This window comes from Gordonia sp. CPCC 206044 (assembly GCF_048537895.1).
In the GTDB taxonomy this organism is placed as follows: domain Bacteria; phylum Actinomycetota; class Actinomycetes; order Mycobacteriales; family Mycobacteriaceae; genus Gordonia.
This window is the reverse complement of sequence record NZ_JBCLVL010000015.1, coordinates 78,870-103,496: the sequence shown is the minus strand read 5'-3', so window position 1 is coordinate 103,496 and position 24,627 is coordinate 78,870. Positions and strand designations below refer to the sequence as shown.

The window sequence follows — 24,627 nt, the reverse complement described above, 5'->3', positions numbered from 1 at the left end:
CGACCGGGGCGCACACACCAGGCGCGCCCCGGTCGTGCGTGAGGCTGCGACGCCGCACTCAGCGTGCGAACGCCTCCGCCACCGCCGATTCGGTGAGGCCGTAGTCGGCCAGGGCGTACCGGTGCTGGGGTTTGCGGTCACCCGAAGCACTCTCGGCATCGAGCGCGACCATGGCGGCACGTGCCTGCTCCGAGACTTCGGTACCGAGGGCCGCGTACACGCGCTCGACGGTGCCGAACGGATCGTTGCGCAGGTCGGAGAAGTCGATGTCCAAGAACTGTGCGGGATCGTAACGCCCACGGGCGGTTTCGAACTCTCGCAGGCCGCGCGACCACAGTTCCAGCTGCGCCTCGCCGATCTTGTCGCCGACGAAAGTCGTGGACCAGCCGGGGGTTGCGTGTTCGGCCAGACTGCACATCGACGCGATGATCGTCTCCGGCGGCCTATGCGTCTGGATCACCAACGCGTCCGGATAGGCAGCCATCAGCGCGTCGAGCGCGAACATGTGACTCGGGTTCTTCAGGACCCAACGCTTCTCCGGGTCGTTGAGACCGATCATCTGGAGATTGCGGCGGTGGCGGGCGTATGCGGGCGTCCAGTCCTGCTCGGCCAGCCACCTCGAGTAGGTCGGCAGGTATGCGAGGGACTCGTACGAGATCGACATCACGTTCTGCCGCAACAGCTGCCAGCATTCCTCGACCTCGCCGGCCTCGAGGTAGTGCAGGCCCATGAACTCGGGATTGTCGACGTGATGCAGCTCGAGACCGGCGTTGATCTGCTGGTAGACGGGGTTGGACGCCCAGGTGTCGCGCGGCGGGCGCGGCTGCGGGAAGTCCGCCAGCCACATCTCGAGCCCTTGATGCGCGGGATCCGCCGACAACAGCCGGTGCAGCGCGGTGGTGCCGGTGCGCGGCAGCCCGGTGACGAAGACCGGTCGGGTGATCGGGACGTCGGCGTAACCGGGATTGGACTTCCACGACGCCTCGGAGAGAAGCCGTGCGATCAACGCGCCCTTGAGGAAGAACCGGAACATCTTGCTGCCCAGTTCGGTCAGACCTGCATCCTGCGCGTAGGAATCGAGAAGGACCTGCAATGCCTCCAGGTAATCCTGGTCGCCGAAATCGTCGAGCCCTGTTGCCCGGGTGGCGGACTCGTGCAGATCGTCGACAGTACCGACGTCGACCCGAGCTGCCTGACTAGTCATGGTATTCACCGCAGTTCACATCGAGGGTGTGCCCGGTGATGGCCGCGGCCATCGGCGAGGCCAAGAACACTGCGGCGTCGGCGATCTCGTCGGGTTCGGGCAATCGCTTCAGATCCGAACGGCTCGCGGTCTGCTCATACACCTGCTCGGGTGTGATGCCGTATTTCTTGGCCACCTCGCCGAAGTACCACTTCAGCTGGTCGTCCCAGATATAGCCCGGCGCGACGGTGTTGATGCGAATGCCTTTGTCGCCCAGTTCCGTAGCCAATGTCTGCGACATCGCCAGCAACGCCGACTTGGCAAGCTTGTAGCTGCCGTAGCGCGGCTCGGAATGCCGGATCACCATCGAGTTGATGTTGACGATGGCGCCCTTGGACTCCGCCAGCGAGTCGGTGAACGCCTTGATCACGCGCAGGGCGCCGAGGACGGTGAGCTCCAGGCTCGAGGTGATCTGGTCGAAATCCGTGCGCGCCAAGGGCTTCATCGACGGCAACGCGAAGGCGTTGTTGACCAGCACGTCGGCGCGACCGAACTCCGAGACCGTGGTCTCCACCAGCGCTGCGACGGCGTCATCGTCGCTGATGTCGGTCGGCACCACCAGTGTGCTCCCACCGGCGGCCGCGACCTCGTCCGCGATTTCTTTGAGCCTCGACTCCGTCCTGGCGGCGAGCACCACCTTGGCTCCCGCCGCGCCGGCCCGCAGGCAGAGTGATCGGCCCAGTCCCGGCCCCACCCCGGAGACCACGACCACCTTGTCGGCCAACAACCCGCTCGTCACGCTCATCCCAGCATCCTTTCGGCAAAGGCACGCTGCCGCGCCGCAATCCGGTCGGCCCATCCGGCCGCATCGATCGTGTTGTGCGCATGGTAGGGCAGGTGCTGTGCCACGTCGTCGATGTCGACAACCTGTGCCGACGGCCCGCCGTCGGCCGCAATCGGGTGGTCGACGCGCTGCCAGCGGAACTGCATGATCCCGGTGACGCGGCCGGTGGTCTCGATCCAGTTCGCCACACCCGGGTCACGACGGGACACCACGAGCCGGATCATCCCGTCCGGATCGACCTGCGCCTGAGCGGAATTGAGACTTGTCTGGTGGTTGACGTAGTCGAGCGAGATGTACCACATGCTGCCCAGCTGGAAGCCCTGGTACGGCGCATCCGATTTCGGCACCGTGATGACCATCGCCTCGTTGTCGGCGAGCCGATAGTGTCCCACCGACGAGTACTGCGTCGCGAGGCCGCCGGGAGTCAGCCGTGGCGCGGTGAAGGTGTTGACCGGTTCGTCGAGATAGAACCACTTGGGGAAATTGAACCAGGTGTTGATGCGAGAGGTGAGCATCTTGGCCGCGGTCGCGTACCGTCGCGTCACCCGGGCGAGATCGGGTTCCTCCGGCGCGGTACCGACGGTGTCGACCCGTTCGATCGACAGAGTGCCCTTGCGCTGGGTCCAGTCTCCGTACACCTCGCGTACCGCGAGGGTCGACGCACCGTCGGCGAGGACGAAGTAGTCGTCTCGTCTGCCCTCGATCGGCGGACCGAACGTGATGGTGAAGTCGCCGTTCTCGTCGATCGGAATCCTCCGGTCGTCGAAGGCGTCGTCACCGCCGGGCACGTCGTCGGGCGTGTAGTCGCCCTTGATCACCTGAAGGCTCAGATCGACTGTGCTACCCCGATGTCCACGCACGATGTAGGTGCCGTCGGGCTCCACGTCGGCGTGGTAGTAGAGCGTGTCCGGGTTGTCGAGCCCCATCTTCGTCGACGGCCCCGTCGAGGTGATGAAGTTGGGGTGGCTCTTCTGCCGGGAACGCACCAACTGCACGATCGCCGCGATACTGCCTGCCAGGTAGTCGTATCCTTCGGCGAGGTCCTGCTCGGATTCCACGAATCCGGCTGACGCGATGAGTTCTTCGGCCTCGGCTATCGCATCGGTCAGAGGACGCGTCACATCCACCGGACGCTGCACTCCCCCATCAGTCGCAGATTCGCTCATAGCCAGGTATCGCCTCCGGTCCAGGTGAGAAAGTTCTCCAGCTCGGCTTGCGCGGGTGTCACGCGCGGGTGCTCGGTGGACAGGTAGCCACCCCGGTAGAAGAGCAACGGCTTGTCCTGCAGTACATCTCCGAGTGTCTTCACGCGACCGATCACCACATGATGGTCACCGCCGTCGGTGACCTGCTCGACATCGCACTCCGCCCAGGTCAGTCCGTGCCGGATGACCGGCAGTCCACCGGGCGAGGGATCCCAGGTGATGGTGCGGAACTTGTCGTCACCGGGTGCGCCGAAAGCGGCACTCACATCCTGCTGCCGGTTGGACAGGACGTTGACGCAGAACGTGCCGGTCTCCTCGATGACCTTCCAGCTCCGCGACGTCTTCATCGGGCAGAACAGTACGAGCGGCGGGTCCAGGGACAGGGCGACGAAGGACTGGCACGCGAAGCCGACCGGACCGCCTTCGGCGTCGAGTGTCGTGATGACGGTGACGCCCGTGCAGAACTGTCCCATGGCAGTGCGGAACTGCCGAGAGTCGAAGTCGGCGGAACCGTACGGTGTGTGAGCCATCGGTGTCCCGGTCATCTCAGCTGAACCCGACGGTGAAGTCGTGACCCCACAGGCTCACCGCGGTACTCTCCCGCGCGACCCACTTGCCGTCGTCGACGGTTCTGCCCTCGCAACCGAATTCGACGTCGAAGCCGCCCGGGGTCTTCATGTAGAAGGAGAGCATCAGGTCGTTGACGTGCCGGCCGAGCGTCGCCGACATCTTGACCTTCTTACGCAGAGCCCGGTCGAGACAAAGCCCGACATCGTCGGAGTTCTCGACCTCGAGCATCAGGTGCACGATCCCGGTGCTGTTGGGGATCGGCAGGAAGGCCAGCGAGTGATGGCGCGGATTGCAGCCGAGGAAGCGCAGCCACGGTGACTCTTCACCTTCCTCACGGCCGACGGCCTGCGGAGGCAGACGCATCGAGTCTCGGAGCTTGAAGCCCAGCACATCCCGGTAGAACTCCAGGGCGGCCTTGTCGTCCTCGCAGGTCAGCACGACGTGCCCGAGTCCCTGCTCCTCGGTGACGAAGCGATGGCCGTACGGACTGACCACGCGCCGATGCTGCAGCGCCACACCGTGGAATACCTCCAGGGTGTTACCCGCGGGGTCGTCGAAGACGATCATCTCGACGACGTTGCGGTCGGCGAGTTCCTCGTCCTTGCCCTCCCGGAAGATCACTCCGGCGTTCGACAGACGGTCACGAACCTCTTGCAGGGCTTCGGCGTTCGCGCATTCCCAGCCCGACGACGACAGGCGGTCGTGGGCGCCGGGCACGATGACCAGGCGGGCCGGGAAGTCGTCCATGCGAAGGTACAGCGCACCTTCGGTGAGCCCCTTGCCCTCGACCATGCCGAGCACCTTCAGGCCGTACTCACGCCAGGCATCGACGTCGGTGGCCTCGATCCGCATGTACCCCAGTGAGCGGATCGGACAGTCGCGCTCGCTCATCTCATGTCTCCTCAAGTCTTCGTGTACCGGACGGGACTCTCGCCTGCCGGAACCAATTGCCGCTCCGCAGCGGACCCGACTCCACGGAGCGCGCCGCAGGCGAATCGTCGTGGATTCGTCCGTGCGGCACGCTCCGCGGAGATCATCGGGTCATCACACCATGCTGTCGCCGATCGGAATACCGAACTCGCCGTTGCCGAATGCGACGTAGGCACGCTCGGGATCGTTGGCCGCGTGGACCCGTCCGCCGTGCGCATCGCGCCAGAAGCGCTGGATCGGCGAATCCACGTTGAGGGCACCGCCACCCGAGTTCTCGAACAGCGTGTCGATCGCGCTGATGGACCGTGCGGTGGCACGCACCTGATCGCGACGAGCCGCCAGCCGCAACTCCATCGGGATCTCCTCACCGGCGAGGATCAGGTCGTACTCGGCCTGCAGGTTGCCCGACAGCTGACGCCACGCGGCGTCGATGTCGCTTGCCGCACCGGCGATCCGGACCTTGGCGAACGGATCGTCCTTGGACTTCTCGCCGGCGTAGGCGGCACGGACGCGCTTGCCCTGGTGCTCGACGTGCGCGTGGTACGCACCGTAGGCCATGCCGACGATCGGCGCCGAGATCGTGCTCGGATGGATGGTCCCCCACGGCATCTTGTAGACCGGAGCCGTGTTGCGCTCGAGTCCCGGGCTGCGGTACTCGGCCATGGTCCGCATGCTCAGGACACGATGCTGCGGGACGAACACGTCCTTCACCTGGATGGTGTTGGAGCCGGTTCCCTTGAGGCCCACCACATGCCACACATCCTTGATGGTGTAGTCCTCGCGCGGGATCAGGTAGCTGACGAAGTCCACCGGCTTTCCGCGCTTCATCACCGGACCACCGACGAACACCCAGTCGGCGATCTCACAGCCGGACGAGAAGGCCCAGTTGCCGTTGACCTTGTAGCCACCGTCGACGACCTCACCCATGCCCATCGGCGCATACGACGAGGAGATCCGAACCGACGGGTCCTTGCCCCAGACATCCTCCTGCGCCTGCTGCTCGAAGAGCGCGAGGTGCCAGTTGTGGACGCCGATGATGCCGCCGACCCAACCGGTCGACCCACACGCGGTGGCAAGCCGGCGGACGGCCTCGTAGAAGGTCACCGGATCGACCTGATAGCCACCCCACTGCTCCGGCTGGAGCAGCCTGAAGAAACCGGCACCCTCCAGACTCGACACCGTCTCTTCCGGGATGCGGCGAAGATCCTCGGTCTGCTGTGCACGCTGCTCGATCTCCGGCAGCAGTGCACTGATCTTCTCCAGGACCTCTTCGGCCGCTTCGCTCCGTTCATTAGCTGGCATCTCGCCCGCTCCTCATCGTTGCTCGACGACCACGGTGGTCGCCCCTGGTTCTTGTTCGATCTTGAGATTAGAACACGTTCTCATTTATGTCGAGCACTGGGCCTTTGTGCCCATTTCCTGGCCCGATCTCCCACGCCGGTGCCGATCGTCTCCGCATTTTTGTAACATGTTCTAGTATTGCGAGTGAGGCGATTCGCATCGAACGAGCGAGTCACGCGCCAGATGACAGGAGTGACGGATGTCAGTGACACCCGAGACGATGAACGGCAGCCCGACGCCGTCCGGCGACGACGTGGACGTGCGCGAGATCGACACCGGAGCACCTCCCACCCGGTTTGCACGCGGTTGGCACTGCCTGGGGTTGGTGGACGAGTTTGCCGACGGCAAACCCCACTCGGTACAGGTCTTCGGCACCAAACTCGTGGTCTGGGCCAGTGAGGCCGACAGCGAGGCGAGCGGCCCGAACGTGAGCGGGAACGTCAAGATCAACATCCTCGACGCCTATTGCCGCCACATGGGCGGCGACCTGTCGCAGGGCAGCGTCAAGGGCGACAACGTGGCATGCCCCTTCCACGGTTGGCTGTGGAAGGGCAACGGTCGGTGCGCAGGCGTGCCGTACGCCAAGCGGAATCCGAAGTTGGCCAAGACCCGCGCATGGCCCGCCATGATCCGCAACGGTCAGGTGTTCGTCTACAACGATCCCGAGGGCAACCCCCCGCCCGACGAGTGCATCATCCCGGAACTCGGCGAGTTCGGCTCCGACGAGTGGACCGCGTGGACCTGGAACCGCATCGTCATCGAGGGCTCCAACTGCCGCGAGATCATCGACAACGTGGTCGACATGGCGCACTTCTACTACGTGCATTTCGCACTGCCCGACTACTTCAAGAACGTCTTCGAGGGCGAGGTCGCGGCGCAGTACATGAACTCGCACGGCCGCCCGGATGTCACGCTCGGCACCAACTACGGCGACAGCCGCCTCGAGTCGATCGCCGCCTACTACGGCCCTTCCTACATGCTCAACCCGATGGTGCAGTACTACGGCGGCTACGCGGTCGAGACCATCCTGACCAACTGCCACTACCCGATCGACGAGAACTCGTTCGTACTGATGTACGGCGTCATGGCCAAGGTGCCCGACGGACTCACCAGCGAGCAGGCCGCCAAGATGGCCCAGAAGATCTCCTCGGGCGTCGAGGTCGGCTTCCTCCAGGACGTCGAGATCTGGAAGAACAAGACCCGCATCGACAATCCGCTGCTGGTCGAAGAAGACGGGCCGGTGTACCAGCTGCGTCGCTGGTACGAGCAGTTCTACGTGGACCGCGACGACGTCAGCGACGAGATGACGCAGCGGTTCGAGTACGAGATCGACACCGCCAAGGCCCTGGAGAGCTGGGGCGTGGAGATCCAGGAGAATCTCGAGCGCCAGAAGCGCGACGAGGCACGCAAGGCGGCCTCCGAGAGCGACACCGCGCAGAAGGCCGAGGTCTGACGATGACCCGCGCGGTCGAGCGTGACGAGACCACCGGTGCACGGGGCTGGGCGAAGGCACCCGACGTGCACGATGATCCCGAGCGCTCGGCCGCCGTCCGGGCGGCCACCCGACGCGATCGCGACCACTATCTGCGCGGCGGCATGCGCGAGATCGAATGCCGCAGCTGCCATGCGTGCGTGATGGTCAAGAAGACCAGTGCCTTCCACACCAGCGTGCAATGGAACGCTGCGGCGCGGGCCCGCTGCAACGAGCTCGAACGCGACCAGTCCAGCGGCAATCCGCTGCTGCCCGGCGCGATGATGCCGACCTGCCCCCGGCTCTCGGCGAGCATCGACCACGGCGTGGCCGAGGGCATCATCCCCCGGGAGTCCCCGGACGAGGACCCCGACGGCTATTGGTGAGCCGACCCCCGTTCACCGCATCCCCGTTCACCGAATTCCCGGTCACCGGGGTGTGGTCGGTTACAATTCGTCACAGTGACAACTTCTGCCCCAGGGGACACCGCTCGACATCCAAACCCTGAGACAACACGCACATCGTCGGTCACTGTGGTGACATGCAGATTCTTCGAGATCGTGTGGTGGGCCTGATACTCGCCGCAAGTGTGATGATCGGTCTGTCGTTCGCATCGCAGGCTCCCGCCGTCGCCGACACCGGTTCCTCCTCGGGTTCCGGGTCCGGTTCGGCCGACATCTATCTGCCCGTCTCCACCCCCGCCGGGGTGCAGGCACTCTCGGCCGCGTCCACCCAACTCGGCAAGCCCTACAAGTGGGGTGGGACCGGCCCGAACTCGTGGGACTGCTCCGGGCTCGTCCAGTGGGCCTTCGCGACCGCGGGGATCCGCCTACCCCGCACGAGTCAGCAACAGGCGCACGTCGGCCACGCCATCCCGAGTTGGGCCCTCGCCCCCGGCGACATCATCATCTTCTGGCGCGACGCGAGTCATGTCGGCATCTACGCCGGCTTCGGGCAGGTGTTGAACGCCTACGGACCGAACGGTGTCCCGATCGGCTTCAACGCCCTGTCGCAGATGCCGTCGATCAAGACGATCCGCCGCCTGGGGTGACCTCTTCGGTGGGCGCATCGGCGACGACCGGCCGGCGTTGTGGTCTGCCACGCCGGTCAACGGCCTCGACGATCATCACCGCGGCCACCACCACGCTCACCACCAACACACCGATGGGACCGTAGGCCGGCGAGAGCAGCGGGGTCGACGAATCCAGCGCCTCGTTGACCCGGGCATCGAACAGGTGACCGGCCGGATCGGCGAGAACGACGACCGCCGTGCCGAAGCTGACGGCACACGCGATCGCGATCGCTGCGAGTGTCACCCAGCGCACGCGTGGCTGCCACCAACCGATGGCCGCGAACAGCACGATCACCGCGCCGAGGACCACCGTGATCAGCCCGGGACGCAGGGTGTGTTCTTCCAGGAATGCCACATCCTCGGGTTGGGCGCCGGGCACCGACACACGGCCGAGTCCGCTGACCGACGGGCGCACGCCCTCATCGGAGCGGCCCCAGGGCACAAGACTGAACGCGACCACGAGCAACCCTCCGACAAGCGCGAACGGCCACGTGAATCGTCGCAGGACTTCGAATGCACCCCGGGCTGTGGTCATTCCTCCAGACTGCCATGTGGCCAGAACGGATCGCGGCCCGTCAGCCCCGCCAGACGCTCGGCGAGCGGCGCGTCGTCGGGAACCTCGACCACCGGTCCGAACATGCCCTCACGCTCACTCTGCGGGCGCGCCGGATGGTGGAAATCGAAGACGGTCTGCAACACGTCGTCGGGAAGATCGGGCTCCACGCCGATCGACCGGGCCACATCCCAGCCGTGCAACACGACCTCCGACACCGCGACGGTCCCCAAGAGCTCCGCGGGTGCATCCACCCCACCCGCCCGGGTCATGCCGCGCCATGCCTCGGGGTCCTGCCAAGCGACGACGAGGTCTCCCAGGGTCCGGCGCAGCTCGGCCCGCCAGTTGGGCGGCAACACCATCGCGGACAGGTCGGGAGCGGTTGACGTGTTGGGCCCCAGATCTTTTCGGGCGGCGGCGGCGAACGCGACGCTGAGGCCGACGACGTGAGCGAGTAACTGTCCCAGGTCGATGTCGTCGCACGGCGTCGGCCGGTCGAGTTGGTCGTCGGTGATCTTCGCGGCGAGACCGATCATCGCGTCGGCCGCCGTGGCGAGCTCGGCCGCGTGGGTGACGTCTGTGGATGGCATGGGGGCTCCTCTGGGTGTCGATGACGTCCTCTGTCGAGATGGACCGCGCCGTCACCGAGAATTCATCGGTGTCCCGGGAATCCCGGCATGTCGGCGATGATTTTGCGCGACGCTGGTGGTCAGCAGAGATGTACGTCGTGAACATCTGGTGAGAGGACTGACGATGAGCGACTATGCGGCGCCGGTGGGCGCCCCGATCTGGTTCGACCTGATGAGTAGTGACCCCGCGAAGGCCGCGGACTTCTATCAGGCGATCTTCGGCTGGGAGGTCGAGGGACCACCCCGCGAGGAGTTCGGCGGCTATCAGAATTTCGTCAAGAACGGTAAGCGCGTCGCCGGGTTGAGCCCGTACATGGCCGAGGCCGGCGGACCGCCCAACGTGTGGTCGGTCTACCTGCACACCGACGACCCGGCAGGCACCGTGTCCGCGGTCGAGAAGGCGGGCGGCAGCATCATGGTGCCGCCGATGGACGTCGGCGACGAGGGCACCATGATGGTTGCCGTCGACACCGCCGGCGCGGTGATCGGATTCTGGAAGCCCAATCAGCACAAGGGATTCAGCGAATGGGGCGAGCACGGCACGCCGTATTGGTTCGAGTCCCAGAGCAAAGACTACGAGAAGTCACTGGAGTTCTACACGTCTGTCATCGGTGCGCGGATCGAGCCGGTGGGCACCGGCGGCGATCCCGATGCCGTCGGACCGGACGCCTACGGTCAGGTCTTCATCGGCGACAACTCGTACTCGGGCATCATGGATGCCGCCAAGATCCACCCGCCCGAGGTGCCGTCGTTCTGGCAGGTCTACATCACGGTCGACGATGTCGCGGCAACGGTGAAGCAGGCAGAGTCGTTGGGCTCCAAGATCCTCATGCCCGGCGAGGTGACCCCGTACGGCACGCTCGCGGTGATCACCGATCCGCTCGGGGCCATCTTCTGTCTCGGACATCCGCCGGCCGGGATGTAGACCACCGATCGGCGACGGCCGATCCGACCGCCCGACCGACGTGGTCCGCCGGTCCCACTCAGCGAAAGGCTGGTGGAACTCCTCACCGACACGGTGATCGGATGTGCCCTGAACACATCTGAGTCCGCCGTGCCGCGAGTCGTCGACCCGCGGCACGGCGGACGTCTCACCTCACGGGAGTAGAACATGACCGACACCCGCCACGGCCGCAGGACCATCGCACCGGAACCCGTGTCCCGATCGACGGTGCAGGCGCCCTGATGGCGTACGTGATCACCCAGAATTGCTGCAAGGATGCGGGCTGTGTGGCTGTCTGCCCGGTGGACTGCATCCGCCCGTCGGAATCGGCGGCATCCGGCGACGGACCACAGATGCTCTTCATCGATCCGGACACCTGCATCGACTGCGGCGCCTGCTACGACGAGTGCCCGGTGGACGCCATCTACGCCGACACCGACCTGCCGCCCGAACTCGAACCGTTCGGTTCACTCAACGCCGAGTACTTTCGCCGACACCCACTGGAACCCACTGCGTTTCACCCGATCTCACAGCACCCGGCGGTGCCCGGGGGCAGCCTGCGGGTGGCGATCGTCGGCGCCGGGCCGGCGGCCTGTTACGCCGCGACCGAACTGCTCACGGTCGGAGGGGTCGAGGTGGAGATGTTCGAACGCCTCCCGACCCCTTTCGGTCTCGTCCGCTTCGGCGTCGCCCCGGACCATCAGAAGACCAAGTCCGTGGTGCAGATCTTCGACCGCGCATTCACCAACAACCGCTTCTCGTGTCATCTCAACGTGTCCATCGGGGACAAGATCGATCACGACGATCTGCTCGCCCACCATCACGCGGTCATCTATGCCGTCGGCACCCCGGGCGCCAAGGACCTCGACATCGACGGCAGCGGACTCGACGGTCACCACGCCGCAGGGGATTTCGTCGGCTGGTACAACGGGCACCCTGACCACGCGGAGACCACTTTCGATCTGAGCGGCAACCGGGCGGTGGTCATCGGCAACGGCAACGTCGCCATCGACATCGCGCGTGTTCTCCTGATGGACCGGGATGCCCTCGAACGCACCGACATCGCCCAGCATGCAGTCGACGCACTCGCCGACAGTGCCGTCGAAGAGGTCGTCCTCGTCGGACGTCGTGGGCCGCGCGACGCGGCATTCTCGGTCGGCGAGTTCCTGGCACTCGGGCATCTCGACGGTGTCGACGTCGTCATCGACAGTGACGAACTCGAGGACCGTCCCGACGACGACGTGGAGACCGCGGCAAAGCTCGCTGCCGCGCGCGACTACGCCGCCCGACCGACGGTGGCCGGCCACAAACGCATCGTCTTCCGTTTCCGGACATCGCCGACCGCCCTTCGGGGCGGCGATCACGTCGAGTCGATACTCCTGTCCCCCAACGTATTCGACGAGAGCGGCGCCATCGTCGCGGACGACACCGATCACGAGCAGCTCGACACCCGTCTCGTCTTGCGCTCCATCGGCTACCACGGTCGACCCGTCGATGCACTGCCCTTCGACGAGTCCCGTGGCGTGATACCGAACGAGGGCGGACGAGTCACCGACGACACCGGTGCGCCCATTCCCGGTCTCTACGTCACCGGCTGGGCCAAGCGTGGTCCCCGTGGGGTCATCGGCACCAATCGAGCATGCGCCGAGGAGACTGTCGCCGGACTCCTCGCCGATCACGACGCCGGAGTTCTCGGACGTGACGTCGGCGATCACGATGCGCTGACGGCCACCATGGCCGAGCGCGGCGCCGACCCGATCGACTGGCCCGGATGGCGGGCCATCGATGCCGCCGAGCGGGCACGCGGCGCCGAAACAGGTAGGCCACGGATCAAATTCGTGACCATCGAGGACATGCTGAGCGCAGCGGCCGGCTGATCGGGCAGGCCATGCAGACGGGGCGCCACCTCCGCATCGCGGTGGTGGCGCCCCGATCTGCATCTCCCGGCTACATCTGCGCCCAGACGGTCTTGGACTGCAGGTAGGTCTCGATACCGGCCTTCCCGGCCTCGTATCCCCAACCGGACTGCTTGTATCCACCGAACGGCATCGAGTGGTCGAACTGCAATTGGCAGTTCAGCCCGATGGTGCCGGCCTTGATCTCCTTGGCCAGCCGATGTGCGCGAGCGAGATTCGACGTCCAGACGGTGCCGGCCAGGCCGTACGCGGTGTCGTTGGCCAGTGCGATGGCCTCCTCCTCGGTGTCGAACGGCAACACCGTGACGATCGGACCGAAGATCTCCTCCTGGAACAGTCGGCTCGTGGAGGGGTTCACGTTGGTCGCCACCGTCGGGTGGACGAAATAGCCCTTACGGTCGAGACGGTGGCCGCCGGTGACCAGGTCCACGCCTTCGGAGCGTCCCTGCTCGAGATAGCCCATGACCCGCTTCAGCTGCTTCTCGCTGATCAGCGGACCGATCATCGCGCCCTCGTCCTGCGGACCGCCGAGAAGGAGGTTGTTGGCGACCACCGAGATTCCCTCCACGACGCGCTCGTAGACGCTGCGCTGCGCGAAGATCCGCGATCCCAACATGCACACCTGGCCGGAATGCAGGAAGCACCCGAACCCCGCCATGGCGATCGCCGTGTCCAGGTCGGCGTCGTCGAAGATGAGTACCGGGGATTTGCCACCCAGTTCCAGGGTCACCTTGTTCAGATTGCTCACCGCGGAGGCCTGCACGATCTCCCTGCCCACCTCCGTCGAGCCGGTGAACGCCACCTTCTCGACATCGGGGTGCGCCGTGATCTGCGCGCCTGCGGTGTGCCCGTATCCGTTCACCAGGTTCACCACACCGTCCGGGACACCGGCCTCGGAGAGGATCCTGGTGAGGACGAGCGCCGAGAGTGGTGTTTCCTCAGCGGGTTTCACCACCGTGCTCGATCCCGCCGCGAGAGCGGGAGCGAGCTTGGCGCAGAAGTTGAACACCGGCCCGTTCCACGGGAAGATCAGCCCGACCACACCGTACGGTTCGCGCAACGTGTAGGCGTGCATGTGCGATTCCACGCCGGTCAGCCCACCGGTGTTCACGTCCCGGGCGATGCCGTCGATCTTGGTGCACCACCCCGCGTAATAGCGGAACCACTCCGAGCCGACCTTGGTGATGGTCTGCGCCTGGATCGGCGGTATCCCGGTGTTCAGGGACTCCAGATCCGCGAGCAGTTCGGCGTTCTCGTCGATCAGGTCCGCGACCTTCCACAGCACCTTTGCCCGCTCGTAGTCGGCCATGCCCGACCAGACCTTGGCGTCGGCCGTCTCCTTGGCACGCGCGACCGCGGCGTTGATGGCATCCGGCCCGGCGTCGGTGAACTCGGTGATCGGCTCCTCGGTGACCGGGTCGACGATGGGAATCACGTCGCCCGTTCCCGGTATGCCCCGGATCTCGTCCAGCACGGACTGCACCGTCATGGTTAATCCCTTCATTCGTCGTGGTGTTCGCATCGCCCGATTCCTCGGGCCGCTCCGGCGAGCGTCGTGCACACCTCATGGCCTGTCCAGCAGGCGTCTCGGTGGTCGGGAGCGCACTTGTCACCAGCTCTGACGGCCGGGATCCCACTGCGCGGGACAGTCCTTCGACCGGGGTACCCGGCACACTAACGTCGCCACGGCACGGGTCCCAGACGCCTGTGCGACCTGCTCGACCGTCGCTGAAGGGCCAGGAGGTTTCTGTGAATCTGCAAGCGCCGCCGCTGACCGACATCGCGTTGGCCGAGGCGGAAGCCGATGCCGCCGACGCCGAGGCGGCTGCCGCCCGCGCACATGCTGACGCCGCCCGGGCACGCGCGAATCTCGAACGCCTCCGCCGGGATTCGACGACGCCGGACGCGACCGGCTCGGTCGAGACGGACTCCGAGTCCACGCCCGTCGAGGAGCTCGCGCCCGTCGAGAAGGACCCGCCGAACGATACGGGAGAAGAACAGGATTCGGCCGTCCGCGTCGACGATGCCGAAACCGACGGGTCCGTCGAGTCGAATGATGCGAAATCGTCGACGGCTCCACAGGCCTCGCGCACAACGGACTCCGCCAACCGCACCGGCCGCATCCGTCGCATGACCGCCGCGGTGCGTCGGTCGGTCCGGATCGCGCGACCGGGCAAACGTGGCCTCCTCGTGGCCGTCATGTCACTGGTCGCCATCGCAGCTCTCGCGGCGACCGGCTACATCGGCTGGAACCATCGGCAGGCCGGCGCGGAGAGCGCACGGGCGGAGGCCTTCTCGGCGGCGGCGGATCGAGGGGTCACCACCATCACCTCCCTCGACTACCGGAACGCCAAACGTGACGTGCAGCGCGTACTCGACCAGTCCACGGGTGCCTTCTACAACGACTTCAAAGGCCGCGCCGATGATTTCGCCTCGGTGATCGAGCAGTCCAAGGTCACCACGAAGGGCAAGGTCACCGCGTCGGCGGTCGAATCCGTCGTCGACGATCAGGCCGTCGTTCTGGTGTCGGCCAGCTCCGATGTCACCAATGCGGCAGGAGCCCAACAGGAACCACGAACCTGGCGACTCCGGGTCACCGTGACAGATGCCGACGGAACGATGAAGATCTCGAAGGTGGATTTCGTACCATGACCACGACCCGAGCAGACCACTCCGACATCGCAGGCGACGACTCGTCCACCGTCGACGACACCGTCGCGACCGAGGACACCGCCACGACAGACATCCCCATCGCCGCACCGGAGACCGCGGACGGTGAGGGTACGCGCCCGCCGCTGTGGCGCCGACTTGCGAGAAGTGTTCGCCATCGTCTGCGTGGCCGTTTCGTGCCCGTCGCGGTCGGCATCCTGATGATCGCCGCACTCATCGCAGCGGCCACCGCCTACCTCACGATGTATCGCGGCGACAACGCGACCCGCGACGGGGCCGCCCGAGACGTCGTGGGTGCGGCCAACGACGGAACCGTTGCGATCCTCTCTTACTCGCCGAAATCCCTCGACGCCGACTTCACCGAGGCCAAGACCCACCTCACCGGCCAATTCCTGACGTACTACAAGGAATTCACCGCCAAGGTGGTCAAACCCGCGGCCACCGAGAACGGCGTCGACACCAAGGCGCAGGTCGTGCGTTCGGCGGTATCGGACCTGTCCCCCGACAACGCCCAGGTCTTGGCGTTCGTCAACCAGACGACCAGAAGCAAGACCAAGCCGGAACCCGAACTGACGTCGAGCAGCGTACGGATCTCCTTGCAGAAGGTCGACGGGAAGTGGCTGATCTCCTCGTTCGATCCGGTGTGAGGCCCGCCGGTCGCACGGCCGTCCACGACGCGTCGCAACCCGACCACCCGCCACCGCCGGTCCCGCGGCCGTCCCACCATGCGTAGCTACTCGACCGCCCACTACCGCCGGTCCCGCGGCCGATCCCACCACGCGTGCCAACTCGACCACCCACTACCGCCGGTCCCACGGCCGATCCCACCACGCGTGGCCACTCGACCACCCACTACCGCCAGTCCCATAACCGATCCCACCACGCGCAGCAACCCGACCGCCCACTACCGCCAGTCCCATAACCGATCCCACCGCGCGTGGCCACTCGACCGCCCACTACCGCCAGTCCCATAACCGATCCCACCGCGCGTGGCAACCCGACCGCCCACTACCGCCGGTCGAGTAGCCACGCGCGAACGCAGTGAGCCCGAGGCGTATCGAGACCCTCCGCACACCGCTGCGTCTGACCGACGATCACGATGGGCACATCAGCTCGGTACGCCCGGCGGCTCGGGACAGCTCGATCAGGGAAGACACCCCGTCGGCCGGACGGGCAACCCGCACGACTCACCGCTCAGCGCGGGAGCTCACGAATCGCGGCGGCGGTGTCGAGATCCTCGTACGCAACCGAATAGCGATGTGCGAGAGCAACTGCGATGTCGGGACGTTGCCACAGATCGCCTGCGCTGGCGGTACACAACCAGAGGGTCAACCCGTGTGCCACCGACGCGCGGTAACCGAGGTCGATCTCGGCAGCACTCGGCAGCTCGGCCGCGGGGAGGTCGAGTGCCGATCGGTACTCGTCGAGCAGTGCCGACTCGTGACGCCTGCGGTCATCGACGGTGAGCGCACCCTGCAAGAAGTATCCCAGGTCCAACGACCAGTTCCCGCTTCGTGCCACCTGCCAGTCGAGGAATCCGACGTCTCCGTCGTCGAGGACATAGGTGTTGCCGATGTGCGGGTCGCCGTGTAGCAGGGTACGTGGCATGACGGTCAGCGACCGGATGTAGGGCTTCCACACGTCGTCGAGGAGCTGATGGATCGTCAACGACCGCACCGCATCCGGGATGCTCTCGCCCAATCGCTCGTATGCCTCCGGCAGCGGCGCGATCTCCATCCCGCCCCACGGCACGAACGGTTCGAGCCATCCGAGCGCTGGGTGATCGCGGTGCCGGTGTCCCCAATAGCGGCCGTGCAGTCTTCCGAGCCCTCGCACGCCCGCGGCAGCCTGTTCGGGAGTCAGCGGACGTGTCGCGTCTCGCGGTTGCGCCCCACGAGCGCTGATGTCCTCCATGACCAGCACGAAGTCGTAGGACGATTCGTCGATCAGCGCCGAGTACACCTGTGGGTGCTCGAGCGGCAGGTCCACGCCCGACCGAAACAGGTTGGGCTCGTGGAACATACCGCTGGTCATTCGGATGAGTTCCTTGTGGTCGGGGTCGGCCGCCTTGACGAAGACCGTCTCCGGGCCACTACCGATCGCGTAGGTCAGGCGCAGTCGCGCACGACGATTCGTTCCGTCGTCGCGCAGATCGACACTCACCGTGTCGACCACGACGCCTGGATGGTGCGCGGCCAGCACCTGACTCATCCAGGCCGGCGTCATCTGCTCCCAGTCCTTCGGCAACGCCTGAGTGTCGACGGTCATCGATCCCCTCTCGTAGTGGTCACCGACGTCATCGGGGCAGCAACCCCTGCCACGATGACGCACGGCCGGTGCGCGTCAGATCGGACTGCCGGTAGGCCGTCCCGTCACTCGCGACGTAACTACCGTCCGAGGGGTTGTACTGCGCTGCTGCGACACCCGGTTGCTGTGCGCCGGTGCTGTGGGACGACGACGGCGTGACGCCCTGCCGGATCAGATTCGGGTCCCGCGGATACGGCCCGAGCACCGGTTGGTTGCGCGCCAACGGCACGTACTTCTCGTCGCTGTTGCACATGGCCGCGGTCGGCGCCCGCTTCCCGGGGTGGTTGGCGCACGGGATGTTGCGTACGCCCCGCACGCCGATCGGGCTCGACTGCGGCAGTTTGCAGTACAGGTCGTTCGGTGTGTCGATCATCGAGGTGTCCTCCGGCGGCCGCCACTTGGAGGGAGGCAGGAACCCGACGGTGCAGGCCGGCGGATCGGAGACACCACTGATGCGGAAGTCGCCCAGACCCCACTGTGTCCCGTTCCGATTGGGTTGTACCGCCTGGATCATCGAGATCGCCGGGGGCAGCAACACCAGGATCTGCTCGAGACCTGCGTTGTAGGTGACGGCGAGTTGCCCGACGGTGGTGATGTTGGCCAGCAGCACCGGCAGGGTGAGTTTCACGGAGTCCAGGGTCTTGGTGACCTCGTCCGCAAAGCCCGGACCGGACGCGAGGAGACGCCGGACGTCGGGGGTGTTGGTGACCAACTGGTCGGTGACCCCGTCCAGACTCGACGTCCACATCCGTATGGCGTCGGCGCTGCGTACCTGGGAGTCGACGAGCGGCACCGAATCCCCCAGCAGGGTTGCGGTCTGTCCGCCGACGTCGTTCATGCTCGCCGCCACCGTCGACGACGAGTTCAGCAGGGACTGCAGATCGTAGCCCTGACCGCCGAGGCTCTTGTTGAGTTCGTCGACGAGACCGAACAGTTGATCCTTGGGGATACTCGTGACCAGACCGTTGAGCTTCTCCAGCATCGGGGCGACGGGCTGGGGCACACTCACCGTGTCCGACGCGATGACCGAGCCATCGCGCAGATACGGGCCGCTGTCCGTGCGTGGTCGCAACTCGACGTACTGCTCGCCGACCGCGGACATGCTCCGGATGCTCGCGTGCAGGTCTGCGGGAATCCTCTCGTCGCTGTCGATCGACAACGTGGCTCGAATCCCTTTGTCGGTCAACGCCACATCGGTGACCTTGCCGACATCGACCCCACGGTAGGTGACGTTGCCGAACCGGTAGAGACCGCCGGTCTGTGCGGCGTCGAGGGTCACCGTGATCCGCCCGATACCCAGCTGCGTCTGCACCTGCATGTACGAGAACAGCATCATCCAGGTGGCGATGATCGCCAACACGGTGAACACGACCAGCTGGGCACGGGCGAGTTTGGACAGGATCATCGGCCACCTCGTCGGGTTTTCGACACCGGGCCGAAGAGCGGATCGTGTGTGGGCTGACGCTGATAGCCCGGGTCTCCCGGTGCGAACGGCACCACCGCATCCGGATCCCCGAGAGCCGTGCCCAGCAGCAGTTCGCGACGCAGGCGGGGCACGGTCAGGTCCACGGTGGCGTGCAGATTGATGTAGTCACCCCGCACCGCACGGTCGATCACGCTCTGGCCGTAGGGGAACACGGTCGCGTACGCGATCGCCGAGTCGATCCGCGGCCCGATGTCGGCAAGCGACCGCAGCGTCGGTTCCAGGTGACGCAGATTGGCCACCAGGTCCGACTGGACCTGGTCGACGACACCGGTCGTCGTGTTGCTGAACACCCGGAGGCGGTCGAGTGCTGTGGTGATCTGCGGCAGTTGCCCGTTGAGTACGTCGAGCCCCGCGGGCAGCTTACGCAAGGCGTTCTCGATCACCTGATCCTGTGCGGCAAAACCGCCACTGACCCGTCGTGCCTGCGACAGGAGGTCGACGAGGTCGTCCCGCTGCCGGTTGAGGGTGCCGACGAAGGTCGTGAGATTGCCCAGCAGGTCTCGCACATCGTCTTGTCGGCCGTCGAAGCCGTCGTTGAGCGCGCGGATGATTCCACCCAGCTGACCGAGGCCACCGCCGTTGACCACCGACGACACCGAGGCCAGTGTCTCCTCGGTCGATGGGTACGACGACGACCGCCCGAGCGGAATCCTCGCGCCCGGCATGGTCTGTCCGGTCGGAGCCTCGCCGGCCGCGGGGTCGAGGGCGAGATGCATCGATCCCAACAGACTCGTCTGTCCGACCGTTGCGACGGCATTCCCGGGGATCACCGTGCCCTTGGCCAGCCGCACATCGACCTCGGCATGCCAGTCGCGCACGCGCATCGGGCCGACACTGCCCACCACGACATCGTTGATGAAGACAGGCGAATTCTCCGACAGGGTACCGACATCGGCGATCTCGACGGTGATGTGATAGTCACGGTCGGCGGCCCCCACGGTGCCAGGTAACGGCAGAGAGTTCACCCCGTCCCATTGGCATCCGGCGCCCAGCGCCGCGACGGCGCACATCGCCACAGCTGTCCGGATCACCCGTCCGGTACGCGATGGTGTTCTCATCGGCCTCCCCGCCTGCCGGGTAGGAGAAGGTCATGACGGTTCCGCGCAGTCGGGGGTTGGGACTTCCCCGGCTTGAGTGCCTGTTCGGTGTAGATCACGTTGTCGGGGGCCGCCGTCGGACCGAGAACCGGATCGAGCGGCACCGGAAGATAATTGAAGGTCATCATCGGCGCGATCGGGCCGAGGTACTGAGCACACCGGCGGGCGCCTTCGGCCGCGTTCAGGTTCTCGATACTCGCGACCGACGAGCAGATGAACTGCACGGGATTGGAGAAGTTGTTGACGGTGAACACACCCGCCTCCGTCCCGGTGTCCGGGCTGTAGATGTTGTAGAAGTTCGCCATGTTCGTCGGGAACACGTGGAGCAACTGTTCGAGATCCCCGTCGTGGTCGACGAGGTTCTGGGTCACCGCGGCCAGCCGCCGAACCTGCTCGGAAGTCTTGTCCCGGTTGGCCACCACGAATCTCTGCACGTCGCCGACGGCTCGCCCCAGGTTCTTCAGCGCCGCATCGAGATCCGAGCGACTGCCGTCGAGGACGGCCGACAGGCTGGCGAGGCGATTCTCGAACTGCACGATCTGGGTTCCGCTGTCACGCACCGCGGTCACGAAGGTCTGGATGTTGCGGATGGTGTCGGCGATATTGCCACTGTTCTCGGCCAACAGCTGTCCCACGTCGGAGAGTTCTCCCAGTGCCGCCCCGATCTTCTCCCCGTTGTCGGCGAGCGTGCGACCGCCGGCGTCGATGAAACGTCCGACGGAGCTGCCGTCGGTTCCGTTCTGCGGTCCCAGGTCGGTGGACAATCGAGTCAACTGCGCTTTGACCTCGTCCCATTCCACGGGGACCGCGGTGCGTTCGCGCGGGATCGTCGCACCGTCGGCCAGCACCGGGCCAGATGTCGCGTATGCCGGCGCCAACTGGACGAACCGGTTGGCGACCAGGTTCTGCGCGACGATGATCGCCCGCGCGTCCGCCGGGATCCGCACACCATGCTCGACCTGCATCGTCATCCGGACCGTCTCGCCCTGGGGCTCGATCGACCGGATCGTACCCACCTTGACCCCGGCGACCCGCACGTCGTCACCCTCGTAGATGCCGGTGGTGGTCGCGAAGATCGCGTCGATCGTCGTCGGACGGGTCACCTGGCGGTAGGTGGTGACCAGCCCCGCCACCACGACCAGTGCGAGAACGATCGCGATCACGAGATTTCTTGTGCGCCTGTTCTTCATGATCCGGCCGCCGCTCCGGGGATCGGGAACTTGGCACCAGGTTTGAGCCCGAATGCCTTGTCGATGAACGGCTGTAGCAGCGGCCCGGGCAGCAGATTGGCCACATAGGCCTGATAGAACGGTCCGCTGGACACCGCCTCGCCCTGGGTCTGGGACACCTTGGCGAGCCCGGGTAGTGCCTTCGCGATGTTCTCCCTGTTCCGCTCCAGCATGGCCATCACCGAGTTCATCGCCGTCAGTGTGGGTGCGAGCTGTTTCTCGTTCTCCGCGACCAGCTTCGTCAGCTGCTGGGCCACCGCCGACGTGTTGACCAAGAGAGACGCGATGGCCTGCCTGCGTTGCACGAGAACGTCGAGGAGCATGTTCGAGTTGAGGATCAGCGAGTTGACCCGGTTGGCACGATTCGCGATCACGGCACTGACATCCCCGGTCGCCGCGAGGAGTTGGCGCAGATTGCTGTTGCGTGAATTGATACCGCGGGACAGTTCGGCCAACCCGTCCACGGTCGGGCCCAGGTCGGGGGCGACGTCGGTCATCGTCTTCGACAGTGTGTCCAGCGACTTGTTCAGCGACACCGTGTCGATGCCACCGGCGTTGGTGGTCAGGTCGTTGACCGCATCATTGAGCGAGTACGGAGATGCGGTGCGCGCCACCGGGATCACGTCCGAGGGACCGAGTGTGCCCGGCCCCGACGGTTCCACCGTGACGATCCGCTGCCCGAGCAGGGAGCCGGTGCGGATCTGCACGGCCGTCGTCCGGCCGAGCCTGGTGCTCGTGTTCACCGTGAACGACACCCGCGCATTGCCGTCCACCAGACGCACGTCCGACACCGAACCGACCCGCACACCGGACACCTGCACGTCGGCCCCGCTGGCGAGTCCGGCGGCCTCGGCGAAGTCGGCCTCGTAGGTGACCGATGTGAACCACATCGTCGCCTTGGCCATGTTCAGGCCGACCATCACCGTCATGATGATGAGCGCCACGCCGATGCAACCGAATCGGACGAGACCGGTGCCTCGATATTTGAGCATCTAGTCCGAACACCTCCCGCGCGTCTGTTCGATCCACGGCAGCACCACGACTCGGCCCGACGGGTCCGACACCCGAACGGTCACCGCGCAGACGTAGTACTGGATGAAGTTTCCGTAGGTGCCGGTGCGCACCAGCTTGCGGAAGTTGTCCGGCGCACGCCCGAGTGCCTTGTCGAGCGTCGCCTTGTCGCTGTCGATGGCCGGAGCCAGCCGGGACAGGTGGTCGATGTCCGCCGACAACGGGGGTCGTGCCTCGGTGAGCAGTCCGGCGACCGTCGCCGTGCCGTTGTCCAGGGCGGTGATCGCCGACCCGATCGGGTCCCGCTCCCGTGACAGTCCGCCGATCAGCGTGTCCAGCCGGTCGATGGTGTCGCCGAATCGATCTCGGTCGGCCGACAGCGTCGCCATCACCTTCGTCAGTTGATCGATGAGGTCTTGCACGACCCCGGTGTTCTTGCCCAGCGTGCGAAACAGCGAGGCGCTGCTGGCGAACAGTGTGCGCACATTGCCCCGCTGGCCCTGGAGGACGTTGAGGACCGCGGAACTCAGCGCGTTGACCTGCGAGGGCTCGAGTCCGTCGATGACGGGCTTCAGCCCGCCGAGCAGGACGTCGAGATCCAACGCGGGTGTGGTCCGGCCCGCGGGGATCTCGGCCCCGGCCGACATCATGCCGACGCCCTTGCCTTCCGTCAGTTCGAGATAGCGGTCGCCGACCAGGTTGAGATATCGGACCGCGGCACCGGTTCCGGTCGGCAGGCCGAGGCCGTCGTCGACATCGAATTCGACGCGCACCCGGTTGTCGCCGACGAGGGACACGTCGTCGACCGTGCCCACCCGGACCCCGGCGATGCGAACCGTGTCGCCCGACCGCAGTCCCGATGCGTCGGTGAACACGGCACCGTATCGCGCCGTGCCACCGGACCGGTGATCGCTGAACACCAGCAGCAGGAACGCGCCCACGAGCAGCATCACCGCGGTGAAGGCGCCGAACTTGAGTGTCGTCGAGTCGGGTCTGAACCTCATCGCGGTGTCCCATCCGGAATCGGGCCGAACAACGCCTGCTGAAGACTCTTGACGTTGAGTTCCAACGACTTCCGGTTCGGTGCCGCAGGGTTGGCACCCGTGTCGGCTACGACGTACGGCGGCTTCTCCTGGAACGCGACCGGCAACATCGAGCACTGCGGACCACCGGTGGCCGCCACCTTGGGCAGGTCGTCTGGGTTACGGTACGGCTCGGCACCCCAGAGGAAGTTGGCCGACAGTCCGAGACCCGGTACATCGGCGGGCGGCGACACGGCAAGGTCGGCGAACCCGTTCAGCGAGCACTTCAGCGCCTCGCTGTAGTCGTCGGTCAGCGCCGTGGTCGGGACCAACAGTTTGAGCGCCTTCGCCAGGCGCGCACGGTTGTCACCGAGTACCCGATCACCGACATTCGACAGTCCGATGACGCTGGTCAGGAAGGCATCCAGGTTGTGCTGTTCGGCAACAAGCGTGTCGCTGATCCGGCTGGTGTTGTCCACCGTGCCGAGCAGCGGTTTGGTGGTGTCGCCGTACACCTTGAGCATGTCGGGGGTGTCGCGCATCAGTTTTCGCAAGGCGGGCATACGCGGATTGACTTGGTGCACAAAGCCATTGAAGTCGGTGAGCATCTGCCCGAACTGATCTCCCCGACCGCTCAATGCGGTCGAGAGAGAACTGAGGGCAGCGTTCAGTTCCGCCGGGCGGATCTGCGAGAGCACGTCGGTGAGTTCACCGAAGACGGTGTTGACCTCCACCTCGACCTGTCCGGCCGTCAGCACCTGCTGGTCGTGCAGGCGGTCGGTCGACGGTGTGTCCGGCGTGACGAACTCGACGCTCTTGGCGCCGAACACGGTCGGCGCCGCGATGTGCACGCCGACGTTCGACGGGATCATCGCGAGCTGCTCCGGTTGGATCGCGAGAGTCAGCGTGGCGCTACCCGGCTGGTCGTAGGCGATCCCGGAGACACGACCGACCGTGACACCACGCATCTGCACCTTGGCATCGGGCTCCATCACCAGGCCGGCGCGTGGTGCCACCACGGTCACCGTCGTCGACCGTTTCGTGGCGCCGGTGAACATCGCGGCGGCCAGTGCCACCAACGCGATGACGACCAGCACCATCGTCGCACCGGCCAGTGGCCGGACGATTCCATTTGACGTGTTCATTCC

24 protein-coding genes are annotated in these 24,627 nt (G+C 65.8%); 8 read left to right on the top strand and 16 right to left on the bottom strand.

Translation table 11 applies throughout. The annotated features are described in order from the left end of the window. Window positions 1-58: 58 nt before the first annotated feature. The 6 genes from AAFP35_RS21260 to hsaA all read right to left on the bottom strand — a co-directional run bounded on the left by AAFP35_RS21260 (window position 59) and on the right by hsaA (window position 6,034). Window positions 59-1,204: a sulfotransferase family protein gene (locus tag AAFP35_RS21260; RefSeq protein ID WP_419223643.1), complete on the bottom strand. Its 1,146-nt coding sequence runs from the start codon at window positions 1,202-1,204 to the stop codon at window positions 59-61. Then, complete coding sequence (locus AAFP35_RS21255) at window positions 1,197-1,988, bottom strand: SDR family oxidoreductase (RefSeq protein ID WP_419223642.1); 792 nt, start codon at window positions 1,986-1,988, stop codon at window positions 1,197-1,199. Before AAFP35_RS21255 ends, AAFP35_RS21260 begins: the two co-directional genes overlap by 8 nt. Further along, on the bottom strand, window positions 1,985-3,193 hold the full coding sequence (locus AAFP35_RS21250; protein WP_419223641.1) for a hypothetical protein: 1,209 nt from the start codon (window positions 3,191-3,193) through the stop codon (window positions 1,985-1,987). The genes AAFP35_RS21255 and AAFP35_RS21250 overlap by 4 nt, the downstream gene beginning before the upstream one ends. After that, window positions 3,190-3,762, bottom strand: coding sequence for a 3-hydroxy-9,10-secoandrosta-1,3,5(10)-triene-9,17-dione monooxygenase reductase subunit (gene hsaB / locus AAFP35_RS21245; RefSeq protein ID WP_419223640.1), 573 nt, complete (start codon window positions 3,760-3,762; stop codon window positions 3,190-3,192). Before hsaB ends, AAFP35_RS21250 begins: the two co-directional genes overlap by 4 nt. A gap of 16 nt (window positions 3,763-3,778) precedes the next feature. After that, the gene (gene hsaC, locus AAFP35_RS21240; RefSeq protein ID WP_419223639.1) at window positions 3,779-4,693 is read right to left on the bottom strand and encodes an iron-dependent extradiol dioxygenase HsaC; all 915 of its coding nucleotides are present in this window, start codon (window positions 4,691-4,693) and stop codon (window positions 3,779-3,781) included. 153 nt (window positions 4,694-4,846) lie between these two features. Then, complete coding sequence (gene hsaA, locus AAFP35_RS21235) at window positions 4,847-6,034, bottom strand: 3-hydroxy-9,10-secoandrosta-1,3,5(10)-triene-9,17-dione monooxygenase oxygenase subunit (protein ID WP_419223638.1); 1,188 nt, start codon at window positions 6,032-6,034, stop codon at window positions 4,847-4,849. A gap of 238 nt (window positions 6,035-6,272) precedes the next feature. On the opposite strand from hsaA, the gene AAFP35_RS21230 reads away from it, so the two are divergent. From AAFP35_RS21230 to AAFP35_RS21220, 3 genes are all read left to right on the top strand, one after another. After that, on the top strand, window positions 6,273-7,526 hold the full coding sequence (locus AAFP35_RS21230) for a Rieske 2Fe-2S domain-containing protein (protein WP_419223637.1): 1,254 nt from the start codon (window positions 6,273-6,275) through the stop codon (window positions 7,524-7,526). Between the two features lie 2 nt (window positions 7,527-7,528). After that, window positions 7,529-7,930 (top strand): hypothetical protein, encoded by a 402-nt coding sequence (locus tag AAFP35_RS21225; RefSeq protein ID WP_419223636.1) that lies wholly within the window; start codon window positions 7,529-7,531, stop codon window positions 7,928-7,930. 155 nt (window positions 7,931-8,085) lie between these two features. Next, the gene (locus AAFP35_RS21220; protein ID WP_419223635.1) at window positions 8,086-8,595 is read left to right on the top strand and encodes a C40 family peptidase; all 510 of its coding nucleotides are present in this window, start codon (window positions 8,086-8,088) and stop codon (window positions 8,593-8,595) included. On the opposite strand, the gene AAFP35_RS21215 is transcribed toward AAFP35_RS21220, so the two are convergent. Both AAFP35_RS21215 and AAFP35_RS21210 read right to left on the bottom strand, forming a co-directional pair. Beyond that, entirely contained in the window at window positions 8,570-9,151 is a 582-nt protein-coding gene (locus AAFP35_RS21215) for a hypothetical protein (RefSeq protein WP_419223634.1), read from the bottom strand. The two genes, AAFP35_RS21220 and AAFP35_RS21215, sit on opposite strands and share 26 nt — an antisense overlap. Continuing rightward, window positions 9,148-9,759, bottom strand: a complete 612-nt coding sequence (locus AAFP35_RS21210) for a TIGR03086 family metal-binding protein (protein WP_419223633.1) — start codon at window positions 9,757-9,759, stop codon at window positions 9,148-9,150. The genes AAFP35_RS21215 and AAFP35_RS21210 overlap by 4 nt, the downstream gene beginning before the upstream one ends. A gap of 20 nt (window positions 9,760-9,779) precedes the next feature. On the opposite strand from AAFP35_RS21210, the gene AAFP35_RS21205 reads away from it, so the two are divergent. The 3 genes from AAFP35_RS21205 to AAFP35_RS21195 all read left to right on the top strand — a co-directional run bounded on the left by AAFP35_RS21205 (window position 9,780) and on the right by AAFP35_RS21195 (window position 12,618). Continuing rightward, window positions 9,780-9,911: a hypothetical protein gene (locus AAFP35_RS21205; RefSeq protein ID WP_419223632.1), complete on the top strand. Its 132-nt coding sequence runs from the start codon at window positions 9,780-9,782 to the stop codon at window positions 9,909-9,911. 11 nt (window positions 9,912-9,922) lie between these two features. Next, entirely contained in the window at window positions 9,923-10,723 is an 801-nt protein-coding gene (locus AAFP35_RS21200) for a VOC family protein (RefSeq protein WP_419223631.1), read from the top strand. 260 nt (window positions 10,724-10,983) lie between these two features. Next, on the top strand, window positions 10,984-12,618 hold the full coding sequence (locus AAFP35_RS21195) for a 4Fe-4S binding protein (protein ID WP_419223630.1): 1,635 nt from the start codon (window positions 10,984-10,986) through the stop codon (window positions 12,616-12,618). Between the two features lie 70 nt (window positions 12,619-12,688). Here the strand turns inward: AAFP35_RS21195 and AAFP35_RS21190 are convergent, their stop codons facing one another. Next, on the bottom strand, window positions 12,689-14,146 hold the full coding sequence (locus AAFP35_RS21190; RefSeq protein ID WP_419223629.1) for an aldehyde dehydrogenase family protein: 1,458 nt from the start codon (window positions 14,144-14,146) through the stop codon (window positions 12,689-12,691). 260 nt (window positions 14,147-14,406) lie between these two features. Here AAFP35_RS21190 and AAFP35_RS21185 point away from each other — a divergent pair, with 260 nt between their 5' ends. After that, complete coding sequence (locus AAFP35_RS21185; protein WP_419223628.1) at window positions 14,407-15,309, top strand: hypothetical protein; 903 nt, start codon at window positions 14,407-14,409, stop codon at window positions 15,307-15,309. Continuing rightward, window positions 15,306-15,974, top strand: a complete 669-nt coding sequence (locus AAFP35_RS21180; RefSeq protein WP_419223627.1) for a hypothetical protein — start codon at window positions 15,306-15,308, stop codon at window positions 15,972-15,974. The genes AAFP35_RS21185 and AAFP35_RS21180 overlap by 4 nt, the downstream gene beginning before the upstream one ends. Window positions 15,975-16,521: 547 nt before the next feature. On the opposite strand, the gene AAFP35_RS21175 is transcribed toward AAFP35_RS21180, so the two are convergent. The 7 genes from AAFP35_RS21175 to AAFP35_RS21145 are packed head-to-tail and all read right to left on the bottom strand — an operon-like array spanning window position 16,522 to window position 24,624. Then, the gene (locus tag AAFP35_RS21175) at window positions 16,522-17,595 is read right to left on the bottom strand and encodes a phosphotransferase (protein ID WP_419223626.1); all 1,074 of its coding nucleotides are present in this window, start codon (window positions 17,593-17,595) and stop codon (window positions 16,522-16,524) included. A 28-nt stretch (window positions 17,596-17,623) separates the two neighbouring features. Continuing rightward, window positions 17,624-19,039 carry an MCE family protein gene (locus AAFP35_RS21170; protein ID WP_419223625.1) on the bottom strand — a complete coding sequence of 472 codons (1,416 nt, stop codon included), beginning with the start codon at window positions 19,037-19,039 and terminating at the stop codon, window positions 17,624-17,626. Further along, window positions 19,036-20,178: an MCE family protein gene (locus AAFP35_RS21165; RefSeq protein WP_419223624.1), complete on the bottom strand. Its 1,143-nt coding sequence runs from the start codon at window positions 20,176-20,178 to the stop codon at window positions 19,036-19,038. The genes AAFP35_RS21170 and AAFP35_RS21165 overlap by 4 nt, the downstream gene beginning before the upstream one ends. After that, window positions 20,175-21,407 (bottom strand): MCE family protein, encoded by a 1,233-nt coding sequence (locus tag AAFP35_RS21160; RefSeq protein ID WP_419223623.1) that lies wholly within the window; start codon window positions 21,405-21,407, stop codon window positions 20,175-20,177. Before AAFP35_RS21160 ends, AAFP35_RS21165 begins: the two co-directional genes overlap by 4 nt. Beyond that, window positions 21,404-22,438: an MCE family protein gene (locus tag AAFP35_RS21155; protein WP_419223622.1), complete on the bottom strand. Its 1,035-nt coding sequence runs from the start codon at window positions 22,436-22,438 to the stop codon at window positions 21,404-21,406. Before AAFP35_RS21155 ends, AAFP35_RS21160 begins: the two co-directional genes overlap by 4 nt. Continuing rightward, complete coding sequence (locus AAFP35_RS21150) at window positions 22,439-23,461, bottom strand: MCE family protein (RefSeq protein ID WP_419223621.1); 1,023 nt, start codon at window positions 23,459-23,461, stop codon at window positions 22,439-22,441. It lies immediately after the preceding gene. Next, window positions 23,458-24,624 carry an MCE family protein gene (locus AAFP35_RS21145; RefSeq protein ID WP_419223620.1) on the bottom strand — a complete coding sequence of 389 codons (1,167 nt, stop codon included), beginning with the start codon at window positions 24,622-24,624 and terminating at the stop codon, window positions 23,458-23,460. Before AAFP35_RS21145 ends, AAFP35_RS21150 begins: the two co-directional genes overlap by 4 nt. Window positions 24,625-24,627: the final 3 nt, after the last annotated feature.

Excerpts from the sequence above, each read along its gene's own strand:
- AAFP35_RS21195 (WP_419223630.1), top strand. The coding sequence starts at position 10,984 with ATGGCGTACGTGATCACCCAGAATTGCTGCAAGGATGCGGGCTGTGTG.
- AAFP35_RS21160 (WP_419223623.1), bottom strand. The coding sequence starts at position 21,407 with ATGAAGAACAGGCGCACAAGAAATCTCGTGATCGCGATCGTTCTCGCA.
- AAFP35_RS21175 (WP_419223626.1), bottom strand. The coding sequence starts at position 17,595 with ATGACCGTCGACACTCAGGCGTTGCCGAAGGACTGGGAGCAGATGACG.
- hsaA (WP_419223638.1), bottom strand. The coding sequence starts at position 6,034 with ATGCCAGCTAATGAACGGAGCGAAGCGGCCGAAGAGGTCCTGGAGAAG.
- AAFP35_RS21215 (WP_419223634.1), bottom strand. The coding sequence starts at position 9,151 with ATGACCACAGCCCGGGGTGCATTCGAAGTCCTGCGACGATTCACGTGG.
- hsaB (WP_419223640.1), bottom strand. The coding sequence starts at position 3,762 with ATGGCTCACACACCGTACGGTTCCGCCGACTTCGACTCTCGGCAGTTC.
- AAFP35_RS21225 (WP_419223636.1), top strand. The coding sequence starts at position 7,529 with ATGACCCGCGCGGTCGAGCGTGACGAGACCACCGGTGCACGGGGCTGG.
- AAFP35_RS21220 (WP_419223635.1), top strand. The coding sequence starts at position 8,086 with ATGCAGATTCTTCGAGATCGTGTGGTGGGCCTGATACTCGCCGCAAGT.
- AAFP35_RS21170 (WP_419223625.1), bottom strand. The coding sequence starts at position 19,039 with ATGATCCTGTCCAAACTCGCCCGTGCCCAGCTGGTCGTGTTCACCGTG.
- AAFP35_RS21205 (WP_419223632.1), top strand. The coding sequence starts at position 9,780 with ATGACGTCCTCTGTCGAGATGGACCGCGCCGTCACCGAGAATTCATCG.
- AAFP35_RS21255 (WP_419223642.1), bottom strand. The coding sequence starts at position 1,988 with ATGAGCGTGACGAGCGGGTTGTTGGCCGACAAGGTGGTCGTGGTCTCC.
- AAFP35_RS21260 (WP_419223643.1), bottom strand. The coding sequence starts at position 1,204 with ATGACTAGTCAGGCAGCTCGGGTCGACGTCGGTACTGTCGACGATCTG.
- AAFP35_RS21150 (WP_419223621.1), bottom strand. The coding sequence starts at position 23,461 with ATGAGGTTCAGACCCGACTCGACGACACTCAAGTTCGGCGCCTTCACC.
- AAFP35_RS21180 (WP_419223627.1), top strand. The coding sequence starts at position 15,306 with ATGACCACGACCCGAGCAGACCACTCCGACATCGCAGGCGACGACTCG.
- AAFP35_RS21155 (WP_419223622.1), bottom strand. The coding sequence starts at position 22,438 with ATGCTCAAATATCGAGGCACCGGTCTCGTCCGATTCGGTTGCATCGGC.
- AAFP35_RS21200 (WP_419223631.1), top strand. The coding sequence starts at position 9,923 with ATGAGCGACTATGCGGCGCCGGTGGGCGCCCCGATCTGGTTCGACCTG.
- AAFP35_RS21210 (WP_419223633.1), bottom strand. The coding sequence starts at position 9,759 with ATGCCATCCACAGACGTCACCCACGCGGCCGAGCTCGCCACGGCGGCC.
- AAFP35_RS21230 (WP_419223637.1), top strand. The coding sequence starts at position 6,273 with ATGTCAGTGACACCCGAGACGATGAACGGCAGCCCGACGCCGTCCGGC.
- AAFP35_RS21190 (WP_419223629.1), bottom strand. The coding sequence starts at position 14,146 with ATGACGGTGCAGTCCGTGCTGGACGAGATCCGGGGCATACCGGGAACG.
- AAFP35_RS21250 (WP_419223641.1), bottom strand. The coding sequence starts at position 3,193 with ATGAGCGAATCTGCGACTGATGGGGGAGTGCAGCGTCCGGTGGATGTG.
- hsaC (WP_419223639.1), bottom strand. The coding sequence starts at position 4,693 with ATGAGCGAGCGCGACTGTCCGATCCGCTCACTGGGGTACATGCGGATC.
- AAFP35_RS21145 (WP_419223620.1), bottom strand. The coding sequence starts at position 24,624 with ATGAACACGTCAAATGGAATCGTCCGGCCACTGGCCGGTGCGACGATG.
- AAFP35_RS21165 (WP_419223624.1), bottom strand. The coding sequence starts at position 20,178 with ATGAGAACACCATCGCGTACCGGACGGGTGATCCGGACAGCTGTGGCG.